Source organism: Streptomyces sp. GC420 (genome assembly GCF_009916105.1).
In the GTDB taxonomy this organism is placed as follows: Bacteria; Actinomycetota; Actinomycetes; order Streptomycetales; family Streptomycetaceae; genus Streptomyces.
The window spans coordinates 82741-98178 of record NZ_JAAAXQ010000001.1; the positions used below are offsets into that span (position 1 = coordinate 82741).

The 15438-nt window shown below is 72.2% G+C and carries 12 protein-coding genes and 1 riboswitch; of the genes, 8 read left to right on the forward strand and 4 right to left on the reverse strand.

The genetic code is table 11. The features are described from left to right. Positions 1 to 129: 129 nt before the first annotated feature. Positions 130 to 2580, reverse strand: coding sequence for a DNA topoisomerase (ATP-hydrolyzing) subunit A (locus GUY61_RS00330; protein WP_166627968.1), 2451 nt, complete (start codon positions 2578 to 2580; stop codon positions 130 to 132). Between the two features lie 448 nt (positions 2581 to 3028). Between GUY61_RS00330 and GUY61_RS00335 the strand changes: the two genes are divergently transcribed. The 4 genes from GUY61_RS00335 to GUY61_RS00350 all read left to right on the forward strand — a co-directional run bounded on the left by GUY61_RS00335 (position 3029) and on the right by GUY61_RS00350 (position 7967). Then, positions 3029 to 4414, forward strand: a complete 1386-nt coding sequence (locus tag GUY61_RS00335; protein WP_208105359.1) for a pitrilysin family protein — start codon at positions 3029 to 3031, stop codon at positions 4412 to 4414. A 20-nt stretch (positions 4415 to 4434) separates the two neighbouring features. Further along, complete coding sequence (locus GUY61_RS00340; RefSeq protein ID WP_166627987.1) at positions 4435 to 5802, forward strand: pitrilysin family protein; 1368 nt, start codon at positions 4435 to 4437, stop codon at positions 5800 to 5802. A 235-nt stretch (positions 5803 to 6037) separates the two neighbouring features. Beyond that, positions 6038 to 6205: riboswitch (cyclic di-AMP (ydaO/yuaA leader) on the forward strand. Positions 6206 to 6218: 13 nt separating this feature from the next. Next, positions 6219 to 7016: a M23 family metallopeptidase gene (locus GUY61_RS00345; RefSeq protein ID WP_166627970.1), complete on the forward strand. Its 798-nt coding sequence runs from the start codon at positions 6219 to 6221 to the stop codon at positions 7014 to 7016. A gap of 273 nt (positions 7017 to 7289) precedes the next feature. After that, on the forward strand, positions 7290 to 7967 hold the full coding sequence (locus GUY61_RS00350) for a GntR family transcriptional regulator (protein ID WP_166627971.1): 678 nt from the start codon (positions 7290 to 7292) through the stop codon (positions 7965 to 7967). A gap of 218 nt (positions 7968 to 8185) precedes the next feature. On the opposite strand, the gene GUY61_RS00355 is transcribed toward GUY61_RS00350, so the two are convergent. Next, positions 8186 to 8467 carry an HPr family phosphocarrier protein gene (locus tag GUY61_RS00355; RefSeq protein WP_166627988.1) on the reverse strand — a complete coding sequence of 94 codons (282 nt, stop codon included), beginning with the start codon at positions 8465 to 8467 and terminating at the stop codon, positions 8186 to 8188. A gap of 310 nt (positions 8468 to 8777) precedes the next feature. Here GUY61_RS00355 and GUY61_RS00360 point away from each other — a divergent pair, with 310 nt between their 5' ends. The 4 genes from GUY61_RS00360 to GUY61_RS00375 all read left to right on the forward strand — a co-directional run bounded on the left by GUY61_RS00360 (position 8778) and on the right by GUY61_RS00375 (position 14495). Then, complete coding sequence (locus GUY61_RS00360; protein ID WP_166627972.1) at positions 8778 to 11720, forward strand: bifunctional GNAT family N-acetyltransferase/acetate--CoA ligase family protein; 2943 nt, start codon at positions 8778 to 8780, stop codon at positions 11718 to 11720. Positions 11721 to 11961: 241 nt separating this feature from the next. Continuing rightward, positions 11962 to 12561 carry a DUF5998 family protein gene (locus GUY61_RS00365; RefSeq protein ID WP_166627973.1) on the forward strand — a complete coding sequence of 200 codons (600 nt, stop codon included), beginning with the start codon at positions 11962 to 11964 and terminating at the stop codon, positions 12559 to 12561. Positions 12562 to 12568: 7 nt separating this feature from the next. Continuing rightward, positions 12569 to 13768, forward strand: a complete 1200-nt coding sequence (locus GUY61_RS00370; RefSeq protein ID WP_166627974.1) for an alkaline phosphatase family protein — start codon at positions 12569 to 12571, stop codon at positions 13766 to 13768. 79 nt (positions 13769 to 13847) lie between these two features. Beyond that, positions 13848 to 14495 carry a thymidine kinase gene (locus GUY61_RS00375; RefSeq protein WP_166627975.1) on the forward strand — a complete coding sequence of 216 codons (648 nt, stop codon included), beginning with the start codon at positions 13848 to 13850 and terminating at the stop codon, positions 14493 to 14495. A 99-nt stretch (positions 14496 to 14594) separates the two neighbouring features. Here the strand turns inward: GUY61_RS00375 and GUY61_RS00380 are convergent, their stop codons facing one another. After that, complete coding sequence (locus tag GUY61_RS00380; protein ID WP_166627976.1) at positions 14595 to 14810, reverse strand: DUF397 domain-containing protein; 216 nt, start codon at positions 14808 to 14810, stop codon at positions 14595 to 14597. Then, positions 14807 to 15438, reverse strand: a 632-nt coding sequence (locus GUY61_RS00385) for a DUF5753 domain-containing protein (protein ID WP_166627977.1), incomplete at its 5' end; no start/stop codon positions are given. The genes GUY61_RS00380 and GUY61_RS00385, both read right to left, overlap by 4 nt.

Consider the following 15438-nt stretch of genomic DNA (forward strand, 5'->3'; position numbering starts at 1 on the left):
GGCCGAAAGCCCGAGCAGGCCCACTACGAGGGCTTCCGGCCGCTTTGCGATGCTCCCCCTGCCTCCGGCGGGAGGTGCCCCCGGCACCGGACGCCGCTCCTCAGCGGGCGAACCCCGACCGACGCGGCACTAGACGGGGCCGGCCACCGCCGCCACCGGCTTCGGCAGGGAGACGCCCGAACCGTCGCGGCGCGGGTCCGTCTCCGGGAGCTCGGCCGGCATGCCGTTCTTCTGCGCGGCCCTGGCAGGCGCGGCGCCCGCCCAGGCGATCGACAGGCAGTCCTCGCCCTTGAGGAAGCGCTGGCAGCGGACACCGCCCGTGGCGCGGCCCTTCCTCGGGTACTGGTCGAACGGAGTGAGCTTCGCCGTCGTCTGGACGGAGTCGTCCAGCGTGCCCCGGGAACCGGCGATGGTGAAGACCACCGCGTCCGCGGCCGGGTCGACGGCGGAGAAGTGGATCACCTTGGCGCCCTCGCCGAGCTTGATGCCGGCCATGCCGCCCGCCGGCCGGCCCTGGGGACGGACCTGGTTCGCCTGGAACCGAAGCAACTGGGCATCGTCGGTGATGAAGACCAGGTCCTCCTCACCCGTGCGGAGTTCCACCGCGCCGACGATGCGGTCGCCCTCCTTGAGGGTGATGACCTCCAGCTCGTCCTTGTTCGCCGGATAGTCGGGGACCACCCGCTTCACCACGCCCTGTTCCGTGCCGAGGGCCAGCCCCGGCGAGGACTCGTCCAGCGTCGTCAGGCAGACCAGGCTCTCACCGGGCTCCAGGGTCAGGAACTCCGAGACGGGCGCGCCGCCCGCGAGGTTCGGAGCGCTCGCGGTGTCCGGCAGCTGGGGCAGGTCGATCACCGTGAGGCGCAGCAGACGGCCTGCCGAGGTGACCGCTCCGACCTCGCCGCGTGCGGTCGCCGGTACGGCGGAGACGATCACGTCGTGCTTGGCGCGGCCGCCCTCCGACTCGGCGAAGGGCTCGCCGTTGGCCGTACGGGCCAGGAGACCCGTCGAGGACAGCAGCACCCGGCACGGGTCGTCCGCGACCTGGAGCGGCACCGCGGCGGCGGTCGCGCCCGAGGACTCCAGCAGGACCGTGCGCCGGGGGGTGCCGAACTTCTTCGCCACCGCAGCCAGTTCGTTGGAGACGACCTTGCGCAGCTCGGCGTCCGACTCCAGGATCCTGGTCAGTTCGGCGATCTCCGTGCCCAGCCGGTCACGCTCGGCCTCCAGCTCCAGCCGGTCGAACTTGGTGAGCCGGCGCAGCGGGGTGTCCAGGATGTACTGGGTCTGGATCTCCGACAGTGAGAAGTGCCCGATCAGACGCTGCTTCGCCTCGGCGGAGTTCTCGCTGGAGCGGATGAGGCGGATCACCTCGTCGATGTCGAGGAGCGCCACCAGCAGGCCCTCGACCAGGTGCAGCCGGTCCCGGCGCTTGCCGCGGCGGAACTCGCTGCGCCGCCGCACCACGTTGAAGCGGTGGTCGAGGTAGACCTCGAGCAGCTCCTTGAAGCCCAGCGTCAGGGGCTGGCCGTCGACCAGGGCGACGTTGTTGATGCCGAAGGACTCCTCCATCGGCGTCAGCTTGTAGAGCTGCTGGAGCACGGCCTCGGGGACGAAGCCGTTCTTGATCTCGATGACGAGCCGCAGCCCGTGCTCACGGTCGGTGAGGTCCTTGACGTCGGCGATGCCCTGGAGCTTCTTCGAGCCGACCAGGTCCTTGATCTTGGCGATGACCTTCTCGGGACCGACGGCGAACGGCAGTTCGGTGACCACCAGGCCCTTGCGGCGGGGGGTGACGTTCTCGACCGTCACCGTGGCGCGGATCTTGAAGCTGCCGCGGCCCGTCTCGTACGCGTCCTTGATCCCGTCGAGGCCCACGATCCTGCCGCCGGTGGGCAGGTCCGGGCCCGGCACGTGGCGCATCAGCGTCTCGAGGTCGGCACCCGGGTGCTTGATCAGGTGCCGGGCGGCGGCGATGACCTCGCCCAGGTTGTGCGGGGGCATGTTCGTGGCCATGCCGACCGCGATCCCGGACGCGCCGTTGACCAGCAGGTTCGGGTACGCGGCCGGAAGGGCGACGGGCTCGCGCTCCTGGCCGTCGTAGTTCGGCTCGAAGTCGACGGTGTCCTCGTCGATCGACTCCGTCATCAGGCTGGTCGCGTCGGCCATGCGGCACTCGGTGTACCGCATGGCGGCCGGCGGGTCGTCGTTGCCGAGCGAGCCGAAGTTGCCGTGGCCGTCCACCAGGGGCAGCCGCATGGAGAAGGGCTGCGCCATGCGCACCAGCGCGTCGTAGATCGACGCGTCGCCGTGCGGGTGGAGCTTGCCCATCACCTCGCCGACGACGCGGGCGCACTTCACGTAGCCGCGGTCGGGCCGCAGCCCCATCTCGTTCATCTGGTAGACGATGCGGCGGTGGACCGGCTTCATGCCGTCGCGGGCGTCCGGCAGGGCCCGGGAGTAGATCACCGAGTACGCGTACTCGAGGAAGGAGCCCTGCATTTCATCGACCACGTCGATGTCGAGGATCCGCTCCTCGAACTCCTCGGGCGGCGGGGTCTTCGTGCTGCGGCGGGCCATCGCTGCTGCGGCTCCTTCACGACCAAAATCTCTTGCTGACGCGGACCATTGTGGACCGCCCCACTGACAGCACGGACCGCGACCCGTGCGTTCGGGACCCGTACACGCGGCCGGGCCGGGGACCGGAACACGCCGCGGAGCGGCTCCGTGGCCCTGTGTGAACCCGGCCGGCCCGGCGGAGAGCCGTGCGCCGCGGCGCCGTCCGCGCGGCTCCTCACGACTCGGCACGCGTCCGCACGAGACCCTGCGAGTCCGTCCGGGCCCGTCCGGGTCCGCAAGGGTCCGCAAGGCAAACCGTACGGCTCCAGCGGGCCCCGTGTGGCCCGGGGAGGCCCCCGGCACCGCACTTACGTGTGCTCACGCTCCGGGAACTTCGCCAGATGCCGACGCGCTTGCATAGAGTGACAGGACTGTCCGACTCACGTCATCGCGCGATCGAAGGGACCACATGCCCATGGGTCACACGGCCACGCAACAGGCCGGCTCCGGCGGCCTCAAAGCGACCGAGCACCGCCTGGCCAACGGCCTGCGCGTGGTGCTGTCCGAAGACCATCTGACGCCGGTGGCGGCGGTGTGCCTCTGGTACGACGTCGGCTCGCGCCACGAGGTGAAGGGCCGGACGGGTCTGGCCCACCTCTTCGAGCACCTGATGTTCCAGGGCTCCGCCAACGTCAGGGGCAACGGTCACTTCGAGCTCGTGCAGGGCGCGGGCGGCTCGCTCAACGGCACCACCAGCTTCGAGCGCACCAACTACTTCGAGACCATGCCCGCCCACCAGCTCGAGCTCGCGCTCTGGCTGGAGGCCGACCGCATGGGCAGCCTGCTCGCCGCACTCGACCAGGAGTCGCTGGACAACCAGCGGGACGTGGTCAAGAACGAGCGCCGCCAGCGGTACGACAACGTCCCCTACGGGACCGCCTTCGAGAAGCTGACCGCCCTGGCCTACCCCGACGGCCACCCGTACCACCACACGCCGATCGGCTCGATGGCCGACCTGGACGCCGCCTCCCTCGAGGACGCCCGGAACTTCTTCCGCACCTACTACGCGCCGAACAACGCGGTCCTGTCCGTCGTCGGCGACATCGACCCCGAGGAGACCCTGGGCTGGATCGAGAAGTACTTCGGCTCGATCCCCGCCCACGACGGCAAGCAGCCGCCGCGCGACGGCACGCTCCCCGACATCATCGGCGAGCAACTGCGCGAGGAGATCCGCGAGGACGTCCCGGCGCGCGCGCTGATGGCCGCCTACCGGCTGCCGCACGACGGCGCCCGGGAGGCCGACGCCGCGGACCTCGCGCTCACCGTCCTCGGCGGCGGCGAGTCCTCCCGCCTCCACAACAGGCTGGTGCGCCGCGACCGTACCGCGGTGGCGGCCGGGTTCGGCCTGCTGCGGCTGGCCGGGGCACCCTCGCTCGGCTGGCTCGACGTGAAGTTCTCCGGCGGGGTCGACTTCGCCGGCGTCGAGTCCGCCGTCGACGAGGAGCTGGCCCGTTTCGCGGCCGAGGGACCCACGCCCGAGGAGATGGAGCGCGCGCAGGCCCAGCTGGAGCGCGAGTGGCTCGACCGGCTCGGCACCGTCGCCGGCCGCGCCGACGAACTGTGCAGGTACGCCGTGCTGTTCGGCGACCCCCAGCTGGCGCTGACCGCAGTCGGACGGGTCCTCGACGTGTCCGCGGAGGAGGTGCAGGCGGTCGCCAGGGCCCGGCTGCGCCCCGACAACCGCGCGGTCCTCGTGTACGAGCCGACCGCCCCGGCGGAGGACGCCGCAGGCGAGGCCACCGAGGACGCGACCGAGCAGGCCGAGACCCAGCAGGCAGAGGAGACGGACCGGTGAGTGACGCCGCAGCCGCAACCATGGAGTTCCACCCGCAGCCGCAGCCCGGTGTCGCCAAGCCCTGGGCCTTCCCGGCGCCCGAGCGCGGCACGCTCGACAACGGTCTCACCGTGCTGCACTGCCACCGCCCCGGCCAGCAGGTCGTCGCGGTCGAAATGCTGCTGGACGCCCCGCTAGACGCCGAGCCCGAAGGTCTCGACGGCGTAGCGACGATCATGGCCCGTGCCCTGTCCGAGGGCACGGACAAGCACACCGCCGAGGAGTTCGCGGCCGAGCTGGAGCGCTGCGGCGCCACCCTCGACGCGCACGCCGACCACCCCGGCGTCCGGGTCTCCCTGGAGGTCCCGGCCTCCCGGCTCGCCAAGGCGCTCGGCCTGGTGGCCGACGCCCTGCGCGCCCCCGCCTTCGCCGAGAGCGAGGTGGAGCGGCTGGTGCGCAACCGGCTGGACGAGATCCCGCACGAGACCGCGAACCCGGCGCGCCGCGCGGCCAAGGAACTCTCCAAGGAGCTGTTCCCCGCCACCTCCAGGATGTCCCGCCCCCGGCAGGGCACCGAGGAGACCGTGGAGCGCATCGACGCGGCCGCGGTCAGGGCCTTCTACGAGGCCCATGTGCGCCCCGCCACCACCACCGCGGTGGTGGTCGGCGACCTGGCCGGACTCGACCTCGCCCAGATGCTCGGCGACACCCTCGGCGCCTGGAAGGGGGGCAGTGCCCAGCCGCGCCCCGTGCCGCCGGTGACCGCCGACGACACCGGCCGGGTGGTGATCGTGGATCGCCCGGGAGCCGTCCAGACGCAGCTGCTGATCGGCCGGATCGGCGCCGACCGGCACGACCGGGTCTGGCCCGCCCAGGTCCTCGGCACCTACTGCCTGGGCGGCACCCTCACCTCCCGCCTGGACCGTGTGCTGCGTGAGGAGAAGGGCTACACCTACGGCGTGCGCGCCTACAGCCAGGTGATGCGCTCCACGCCCGAGGGCACAGGCGCGGCGATGCTCGCCGTCAGCGGCTCGGTGGACACCGCGTCCACCGGACCGGCGCTCGAGGACCTGTGGAAGGTGCTGCGCACCCTCGCCGCCGAAGGGCTGACGGACACCGAGCGCGACGTGGCCGTGCAGAACCTCGTCGGGGTCGCCCCGCTGAAGTTCGAGACCGCGGCCGCGGTGGCGGGCACGCTGGCGGACCAGGTCGAGCAGCACCTCCCGGACGACTTCCAGGCGCAGTTGTACGTGCGCCTGGCGGAGACCGGCACGGTGGAGGCGACGGCGGCGGCCGTGAACGCCTTCCCGGTGGACCGCCTGGTGACGATCCTCGTCGGTGACGCCGCGCAGATCGAGGCGCCCGTCAGGGCCCTCGGAATCGGTGAAGTGACCGTCGTCCCCGGCTAGTCGCACCGTCCGCGCCGGCTCGCCGGACGGAAGACAAGGGGACAAATGGGACCCTGACAGCTCCTGAGTTGTCGGGGTCCTTCCCTTTGCCCGATTTTTTGTCCACTTTGCGGTGGAGGTTGCCCGTCTGGGCTGTGGGCTGCACTACAAAAGCCGGAATCGGTTTGGTGATCGACGCTTGTCCCACTTAGCGTCGTCCGGGCTGTCCGCCAGCAGTACGCCGCATCCGCGGCACGGGCAGCCATCGCCGAGTCCCCGTCGGGCGCGAGCCCGGGGAGCCGGGGACCCGTGTCCCTGGGGTGAATCGGGCGCGGTGGAGAGCCACTTCACGACAACGACGCCCGTAGGAGACCTTCCTGCTCCGAACCCGTCAGCTAACCCGGTAGGCGAGAAGGAAGGAAAGGACCAGCCACTTCATGGCGTTCACCCGAACCACCGGGAAGCACCGCCGTCCCACCCGGCCGAGCCGGCGCAGCGCGAACCTCGCGGGCGTCGCCGCACTCACCACCACCGGCGTAGTCGGAGCCCTCTCGGGGCCCGCCTCCGCCGCCGCGCCCGCGGCCGCCCCGTCCTTCGAGGACACCGGCCTGAACCGCGTCCTGGTCATCGGTGAGACCCTCGCCGACCAGATCGACGCCCAGGCGCAGGCCCAGCGGCAGGCGGCCGAGGAGGCGGCCGCGCAGGCGAAGGCCGAGGCGGAGGCGAAGAAGAAGGCCGAGGAGGCCCGCCGCAAGGCCGAGGCGAGGGCCAAGGCCGAGCGCGAGGCGAAGGAGCGCGCCGCCCGCGCCACCGAGCGCCGCCTGCTGAACGCCTATGTCGCCCCGGTCGCGAGCGCCCTGGTCAGCACCTCCTACCAGGCCGGCGGAGCCGCCTGGTCCTCGGGCAGCCACACCGGCGTCGACTTCAGGGCCGCGTCCGGTACCTCCGTGCGCGCCGTCGGCGGGGGCACGGTCGTCGAGGCCGGATGGGGCGGGGCGTACGGCAACAACATCGTGATCAAGATGAACGACGGCACGTACACGCAGTACGCCCACCTGTCGTCCGTCGGAGTCACGGTCGGCCAGACGGTCGCCCCGGGGCAGCAGATAGGCCTGTCCGGGTCCACCGGGAACTCCAGCGGCCCGCACCTGCACTTCGAGGCCCGCACCTCGCCCGAGTACGGCTCGGACATCGACCCCCTGGCCTACCTCCGGTCGCACGGCGTCAGCGTCTGACACCCGCGACGGGCGCGTTGCGTCCGCCCGGTCCGTGCACTCCCGTGTCCGCCGCGGTTGTCCGCGTCCGCGTGGCCGCTCGTTCCGCGAGAACGCTTCCGGTCTCCGAAGGCCCCGGTTTCCCCCCGCCGGGGCCTTCGGTGTGCTCAAGTTCTGGCCAAAAGATATACATGGTTTGCCGCCCGCCGTCGGAAATTCCGTCTCCGTGCCATAGAGTCACTGAACAGGCGTCAATCGGCCGCGTTACGCGGAGATTAAAGCGGAGGTTGGGCAATGCGCATTCCTGCGCACGCGGTATGCACGGCAATCCGCGACGACATCGTCTCCGGCACCTACGAGCGCGGCAGCAGACTCACCGAGGAACTGCTCGCGCGCCGGTACGGGGTGTCGCGCGTGCCCGTGCGAGAGGCCCTGCGCACCCTGGAGTCCGAGGGCTTCGTCGTCACCCGCCGGCACGCCGGCGCCTGCGTCGCGGAGCCCACCGAGCAGGAGGCGGCCGACCTGCTGGAGATCCGGACGCTGCTGGAGCCGCTGAGCGCGGCACGCGCCGCCCAGCGGCGTACCGAGGCCCACCTGAAGGTGCTGCGCGGCCTGGTCAGGCTGGGTCAGGAGCGGGCCAGACGGGGCCAGGGCGAGGATCTGCGCTCGTTGGGGGGCTGGTTCCACGAGACGCTCGCCCAGGCCTCGGGAAGCCCCGGCCTGACCGCGATGCTGGCCCAGCTGCGCCACAAGATCGCCTGGATGTACTCCGTGGACGCCTCCACCCGGCCGGTTGAGGCATGGGCCGAGCACGGCGCCATCGTGGACGCGGTGGCGCGCGGCGACGCCGAACGGGCAAGGGCGGTCACCGCGCAGCACGCGGAACGGTGGCTGTCCTCCCACCGGCTGCGCCGCCCGGCGGCCGTGAGGACCTCGCAACATTCCGTAAACACGGCGGGCGTCCCCAATTAACAATGACGCCGTATACAAAGAGGAAGCATTTCGGCGGCTTTCTTCGTGCTGCCCGAATAAATGTTTCCGCGGTCAGGGTCGAACTGTGCCCTGCCATTCGCTCCGGGTGGTACCAGGTAAATGGTGGGGACCCGCGGCCCGAAAAGGTGAAGCCGCGGCGGTGGCGGTGAAATGCCACTGCCGCGGCTGCGCCGTGCGGAGCCCGGAACCGAATGGGCTCAGACGGTCTCCGGAAGCTCTTCGAGTCCCTCGGCGACCAGCTTTGCCAGCCGGTCGAGCGCGGCCTCCGCGTCCTCGGCGTCCGACGCCAGGACGATCTCCTCGCCGCCCTGTGCGCCCAGGCCGAGGACCCCGAGCATCGAGGCGGCGTTGACCGGGGTGCCGTCCGCCTTGGCGATGGTGACGGGGACGCCGGCGGCCGCGGCCGCACGGACGAAGATGGAGGCGGGGCGGGCGTGCAGGCCCTCGGCCCAGCCGACGTTGACGCGGCGCTCAGCCATGGTGTTGCCCTTCGGGTTGCTCACATGTTGTCTAGACCAGTGTCTCATGCGGTCGCGCGGGCACGGGCGAACGGGTCGGCCGGAACGGGCCCCCGGACGGTGCGTCCCGGGCCGCGGAGGTCCGCAGGGGTCCGCAGAGGTCCGGGACGTCCGCACGGTCCGCAGGGGCCCGCCGTGTCCGCAGGGGGCCGCCGTGTCCGCACGGTCCCCTCGCAGAGTACGTCGCGTGCGCCCGGGCAGCCCCGGTCCGGCCGCGTCACCGGGCGCCCAAGCGCCCCGCGCCACCCGAACGCCCCGTACGCTGACCTTCATGCAGAGCCCGTCGGAGCACGCGTACCCGGATCACTGGGAAGCCGATGTGGTCCTGCGCGACGGCGGGACGGCCCGGATCCGTCCCATCACCCCGGACGACGCGCAGCGGCTGGTCGACTTCTACGAGCAGGTCTCGGACGAATCGAAGTACTACCGCTTCTTCGCCCCGTACCCCCACCTCTCCGACCGTGACGTGCACCGTTTCACGCACCACGACTACGTGGACCGGGTGGGCCTCGCGGCCGTCGTGGGCGACGAGTTCATCGCCACCGTGCGCTACGACCGGATCGGCCCCGACGGCACGCCCGCGGCCGCGCCCGCCGACGAGGCCGAGGTCGCCTTCCTGGTCCAGGACGACCACCAGGGCAGGGGGCTGGCCTCCGCGCTGCTCGAACACATCGCGGCCGTCGCCCGCGAGCGCGGCATCAGGCGGTTCGCCGCCGAGGTGCTGCCCAACAACCTCAAGATGATCAAGGTGTTCACGGACGCCGGCTACAGCCAGAAGCGCAGCTTCGAGGACGGCGTCGTCCACCTCGAGTTCGGCCTCGAACCCACGGACCGCTCCCTCGCCGTGCAGCGCGCTCGCGAGCAGCGCGCCGAGGCGCGCTCCGTCCAGCGGCTGCTCGCTCCCGGCACGGTCGCCGTGATCGGCGCCGGCCGTGCCCCCGGAGGGGTCGGACGCGCGGTGCTCCGCAACCTGCTCGACTCCGGCTTCACCGGCCGGGTGTACGCCGTGAACCGGTCCCTCCCGCCCGACCGTACGGAGATCGAAGGCGTGCCCGCCTTCAGGTCCGTCGGGGACATCGGCGAGCACATCGACCTCGCCGTCGTCTCCGTCCCGGCCGACCGGGTCCCCGCGGTCGTCGCCGACTGCGGCGAGCACGGCGTGCAGGGCCTGCTCGTCCTCTCCGCCGGCTACGCCGAGCAGGGCTCCGGAGGCAGGGAACGGCAGCGGGACCTCGTACGGCAGGCCCGGTCGTACGGGATGCGGATCATCGGTCCCAACGCCTTCGGGGTCATCAACACCGCGCGGGGCGTCCGGCTGAACGCCTCACTGGCGCCCGAACTGCCCCGCCCGGGACGGCTGGGCCTGTTCACCCAGTCCGGCGCCATCGGCATCGCCCTGCTGTCCGGACTGCACCGCCGCGGCGCCGGCCTGTCCACGTTCATCTCGGCCGGCAACCGGGCGGACGTCTCCGGAAACGACCTGCTCCAGTACTGGTACGAGGACCCCGACACCGACATCGCGCTGATGTACCTGGAGTCCATCGGCAACCCGCGCAAGTTCAGCCGGCTCGCCCGGCGCACCGCCGCGGTCAAGCCGGTGGTCGTCGTCAAGGGCGCCCGGCACAGCGGCAGCGCCCCGCCGGGACACGCGGTGCCCACGGCACGCATCCCCGACGCCACCGTCTCCGCGCTCTTCCGCCAGGCCGGCGTCATCCGTGTGGACACCGTCACCGAACTCGTCGACGCCGGTCTGCTGCTCGCCGGCCAGCCCCTGCCGGCGGGCCCGCGCGTCGCGATCCTCGGCAACTCCGAGTCACTGGGCCTGCTCACCTACGACGCCTGCCTCACCGAGGGCCTGCGGCCCCGTCCGCCCCTCGACCTCACCACGGCCGCGATGCCGGCCGACTTCCGCGACGCCCTGACCGACGCCCTGGCGGACGACGGCTGTGACGCCGTCGTCATCACGGCCATCCCATGGGTCGGCCAGGACGGTGCCCAGACCGACTCCGGGATCGCCGAGTCCCTCGCCGCGGCGCTGCGCGAGGCGGTCGACGCCGCGACGGCCTCCGGCGGACGCGCCGCCGCCAAGCCTGTCGCCGTCGTGCACGTCGAGATCGGCGGCCTGGCCGAGGCGCTGGGCGCCGCCAGGGCCACCGCCCCGCGCGGCGGTCCCAGGACGGCCACCGCCGCCACGGGGTCCGCGGCCCGCCCCGCGGGCACGCCGTCACCGGCCGCGCCTGCGCCCAGTGGCTCCGGGGAAGCCGGGGCCGGAGGCGGCTCCCAGGTGCCCGGCCCCGGTGGCGGGTCCGGGGAACCAGCGGGTGCCACGGACGCCGCACCCCTCACCGACCACTGCATCCCCGCCTATCCGTCCGCCGAAAGGGCCGTGCGCGCACTGGCGGAGGCCGTCCGCTACGCCCGGTGGCGGCGGGACTCCGCGGAGCCCGGGCGAGTGCCCGAGTACGAGGACATCGACGAGGCCGGGGCCGCGGAACGCATCGCGGAGTTGCTGGAAGGGGCCGACAGGGGGCTCACGCTCGGCGCGGCCGACGCCCTCGATCTGCTGGGCCGGTACGGCATCCCGGTGACACCCGTGCTCGCGGCCCCCGACGCCGACGCGGCCGTCGCGGCGGCGGCCCGGCTCGACTACCCCGTGGCGCTGAAGACGACCGCCCCGCATCTGCGGCACCGGGCCGACCTCGGCGGCGTACGGCTCGACCTGGCGAACGACGCCCAGCTGCGCCGGGCATTCGCCGAACTCACCGAATCGCTGGGGAAGCCGGAGGAGCTGACGCCGGTGGTGCAGGCGATGGTGCCGCGCGGGGTGGACACCGTCGTGCGGGCGGTCATCGACCCGGCGGCCGGCGCCGTGCTCTCCTTCGGGCTGGCCGGCGCGCCGTCCGAGCTGCTCGGCGACACCGCGCACCGGCTGGTCCCGGCCACGGACCGGGACGCGGCCGAGCTGATCAGGTCCATCCGGGGCGCTCCGCTGCTGTTCGGCTGGCGGGGCTCGGCGCCGGTGGACACCGCCGCGCTCGAGGACCTGCTGCTGCGGGTGTCGCGGCTGGTCGACGACCATCCCGAGGTGGTGTCCGTCACCCTCGAACCGGTTGTCGTCGCCCCGCACGGGCTCTCCGTGCTCGGCGCCACGGTCCGGCTCGCGCCGCCCCCGGCCCGCACCGACCTCGGACCGCGCCGCCTCCCCAGCTACTGAGGCGGTCCGCGCCGCTGCGGCCGTGCCCCCCGCGCCTGCAGCCGCACGGCGCCGCCCGCCCATCAGCCCGCAGGCCGCGGACCGCCCCGGCCTCACCGGCCGCCGCCGGCGGGGCCGGCCACCGGTGCCGCGCGGGTCGTCGGCGGCCTCCCCGGCCGTCCGGCGCACCGGACCGCTCCGGGCCGGCGTCCGCGGTGACGCAGGGGACGGCCGGGCCGTCGCGGCCCCGTAGGATGTCCGCATGGCGAAGACCGGTACGACGACCCAGGGGCTGCGCGCGGCGATCGAGCGCAGCGGCTACTACCCGGCTCTCGTGGCCGAGGCGGTGGAGGCCGCCGTGGGCGGTGAGCCCATCGTGTCGTACCTGGTGCACCAGGAGACCACGTTCGACTCCAACGAGGTGCGGCGCCACGTCACCGTCCTGGTCCTCACCGGCAACCGCTTCATCGTCAGCCACACCGACGAGCAGGCCGCCGAGAACACCTCCCCGACGCCGTACGCCACCACCTCCACCGAGTCCGTCAAGCTCGACCGGATCTCCTCCGTGGTGCTCAGCCGGGTCGTCGCCAACCCCGAGGCGTACACGCCGGGCACGCTGCCCCGCGAGGTCGTCCTCACCATCGGCTGGGGTGCGGTGAGCCGCATCGACCTCGAGCCCGCCGCCTGCGGAGACCCCAACTGCGAGGCGGACCACGGCTACACCGGCTCCTCGACCGCCGACGACCTGAGCCTGCGGGTCAGCGAGGCCGGCGACGGCCCGGACGCCGTGCGCCAGACCCTGGCCTTCGCGCAGGCGCTGTCCGAGGCGACCGCCGCCGGTTCCGCCGCGACCGGCCGCTGACCGCGCGATGGTGCAGCCCGCATGGCAGGACCAGGACTCCGAGCCGGTCCTGCTGTCCCCCGACTCCGCCCCCGCTCCCGCGTACGGCACCGGCTCCCTGGCCGACCTCCTTCCCACGGTGGCCGCGGGGCTCGGCGTACCCGGCTTCGGCCCCACGGGCCTCGACCTGGCGCCCGCCGACCGGGTCTGCGTCTTCCTGATCGACGGACTCGGCTGGGAGCTGCTGAAGGCGCACCCGGAGGAGGCGCCCTTCCTGCACTCCATACTCGGCAGTTCCCGGGGAGGCACCGGCCGCCCCATCACCGCGGGCTTTCCCGCCACCACGGCCACCTCGCTGGCCTCCGTCGGCACCGGCCTCCCGCCCGGCGAGCACGGACTGCCCGGCTACACCGTGCGGGACCCGCAGACCGGTGCTCTGATGAACCAGCTGCGCTGGAAGCCCTGGACCCCGCCCGCGGCCTGGCAGCCCTACCCGACGGTCTTCCGCCGCGTCCACGAGGCGGGCGTGCCGGCCGCCCAGGTCTCGTCACCCACCTTCAAGGACACCCCGCTCACCCAGGTCGCGCTGAGCGGCGGCCACTTCCACGGCCGGCTCTCCGGCGAGGAGCGGATGGACCTGTCCGCGCAGCTGCTCGCGCGCTCGGACCGCGCCCTCGTCTACACCTACTACAGCGACGTGGACGGCAAGGGCCACCGCTTCGGTGTGGACTCCGACGCCTGGCGCGGCCAGGTGATGTACGTCGACCGGCTCGCCCAGCGTCTGGCCGAGCAACTGCCGCCCCGCTCCGTGCTCTACGTGACCGCGGACCACGGCATGATCGACATTCCCTTCGACGAGGAGTCGCGCATCGACTTCGACGAGGACTGGGAACTGCGCGCAGGCGTCGCCCTGCTGGGCGGCGAGGGCCGGGCCCGCCATGTGTACGCGGTCCCGGGCGCCGAGTCGGACGTCCTCGCGGTGTGGCGGGAGGTCCTGGGGGACCGGTTCTGGGTGGCGAGCCGCGAGGAGGCCATCGCCGCAGGCTGGTTCGGGCCGGCGATCGACGAGCGGGTGTACGGACGGATCGGCGACGTCGTCGCCGCCGCGCGGGACGACGTGCTGATCATCGCCTCGCGGAACGAGGTCAACGAGTCCGCGATGGTGGGCAACCACGGCTCGATGACCGCCGTGGAACAGCTTGTGCCGCTGCTCGAGATCCGTACCTGAGCCTGCCTGCCCGCCGGGACCCAACCGCCCGGCGCGTCACCACCGACACTCCGACAATCCGAAAGGCCGTCGACTCGCCATGCCCGAGCTGGTGTTCTTCTCCGGAACCATGGACTGCGGGAAGTCGACGCTGGCCCTCCAGATAGAGCACAACCGCTCGGCACGCGGCCTTCAGGGCATGATCTTCACGCGCGACGACCGTGCGGGCGAGGGCAAGCTGTCCTCCCGGCTGGGCCTGGTCACGGACGCGGTGGAGGTCGCGGACGGCCAGGACCTCTACGCCCATCTCGTCGATCACCTCTCGCAGGGCGGCCGCGCGGACTACGTGATCGCGGACGAGGCCCAGTTCCTCGCGCCCGAGCAGATCGACCAACTGGCCCGGGCGGTGGACGATCTGGGCATCGACGTCTACGCCTTCGGCATCACCACCGACTTCCGCTCCAAGCTCTTCCCCGGGTCCCAGCGACTCGTGGAACTCGCCGACCGCGTCGAGGTGCTCCAGGTCGAGGCCCTGTGCTGGTGCGGCGCTCGTGCCACGCACAACGCCCGCACGGTCGGCGGGGTGATGGTCGTCGAAGGTGCGCAGGTCGTCGTCGGCGACGTCAACCAGGCGGACACCATCGGCTACGAGGTGCTGTGCCGCCGGCACCACCGGCGCAGGATGACGGCGGCGACGGCGCGGGCGGCGGCCCTGTCGCCGGACGTGCTGCCCGTCACTCCGGCCTGACCCCGTTCGACAGAGGCTGCATCGTAGCTCGGAGGACTGAACGTGAGAGCCCTGCCGACCGAGATCCAGGCAGGCAGGGCTCTCACGACCGTACGAGCGTCAGACGCGCTGCTCCGACGAGGCAAGCCCGACGAACCCCGCCCAGGCCTCACGCGAGACTGTGACGACGGGTCCAGCGTCGGCCTTGGAGTCCCGGACATGCACAACTGTCGTACCGGACGCGACCTCTACACAGTCGCCGCCCTCGGTTCCGCTGTAGCTGCTCTTGAACCAGGCGAGGCCGGAGGCGACGGTCGAGGACTCAGCGTTGTTCATAGCGATCCCAGCAACCCTTCGATGAGCTCCAGTGACTCTCGCGGACTGAGAGCCTGTGATCGGATGATCCCATAACGTGCGGCGGCCAGGACCCCTTGCTCCGGGTCGGTCTGCAGGGAACCGATTCCCTGTGCCTCGGCGTACACGAACTTCTTGCCGTCCTTGCGCGTGACGACGGTGAACGGCCCGTTCACACCGGCGTTGTCCTCGCGGTCGACCGGCATGACCTGGATCTCGACGTTGCGCTTCTGGCCGATCAGCAGCAGGTGCTCCAACTGCCCACGCAGCACGGCCTTGCCACCGTAAGGGCGCCGCAGGATCGCTTCGTCGAGCACGAAGCTCAACAGGGGAGCGGGCCGACGGTCGAAGATGTCCTGCCGGGCCAGTCGTGCCGCCACCCGCTGTTCGATGGTCTCCTCGTCCAGAGGCGGGCGTCGCATCCCCAACAGCGCCCTCATGTACTCCTCGGTCTGAAGCAGCCCCTTGACCACCAGGGTGTCATAGGCCACGAGCTCGATGGCCTCCTTCTCCAGAGCCGCCATCCCCTGAAAGAACATCGGATACTGCGCCCGCTCCACCTGCTCCTTCCACAGGCACAGCAACCCGCCCGCCCCCAGTACCTCGTCCG

Coding starts and splice junctions, on each gene's coding strand:
- GUY61_RS00330 (WP_166627968.1), bottom strand. CDS start 2,580: ATGGCCCGCCGCAGCACGAAGACCCCGCCGCCCGAGGAGTTCGAGGAG.
- GUY61_RS00335 (WP_208105359.1), top strand. CDS start 3,029: ATGCCCATGGGTCACACGGCCACGCAACAGGCCGGCTCCGGCGGCCTC.
- GUY61_RS00340 (WP_166627987.1), top strand. CDS start 4,435: ATGGAGTTCCACCCGCAGCCGCAGCCCGGTGTCGCCAAGCCCTGGGCC.
- GUY61_RS00345 (WP_166627970.1), top strand. CDS start 6,219: ATGGCGTTCACCCGAACCACCGGGAAGCACCGCCGTCCCACCCGGCCG.
- GUY61_RS00350 (WP_166627971.1), top strand. CDS start 7,290: ATGCGCATTCCTGCGCACGCGGTATGCACGGCAATCCGCGACGACATC.
- GUY61_RS00355 (WP_166627988.1), bottom strand. CDS start 8,467: ATGGCTGAGCGCCGCGTCAACGTCGGCTGGGCCGAGGGCCTGCACGCC.
- GUY61_RS00360 (WP_166627972.1), top strand. CDS start 8,778: ATGCAGAGCCCGTCGGAGCACGCGTACCCGGATCACTGGGAAGCCGAT.
- GUY61_RS00365 (WP_166627973.1), top strand. CDS start 11,962: ATGGCGAAGACCGGTACGACGACCCAGGGGCTGCGCGCGGCGATCGAG.
- GUY61_RS00370 (WP_166627974.1), top strand. CDS start 12,569: ATGGTGCAGCCCGCATGGCAGGACCAGGACTCCGAGCCGGTCCTGCTG.
- GUY61_RS00375 (WP_166627975.1), top strand. CDS start 13,848: ATGCCCGAGCTGGTGTTCTTCTCCGGAACCATGGACTGCGGGAAGTCG.
- GUY61_RS00380 (WP_166627976.1), bottom strand. CDS start 14,810: ATGAACAACGCTGAGTCCTCGACCGTCGCCTCCGGCCTCGCCTGGTTC.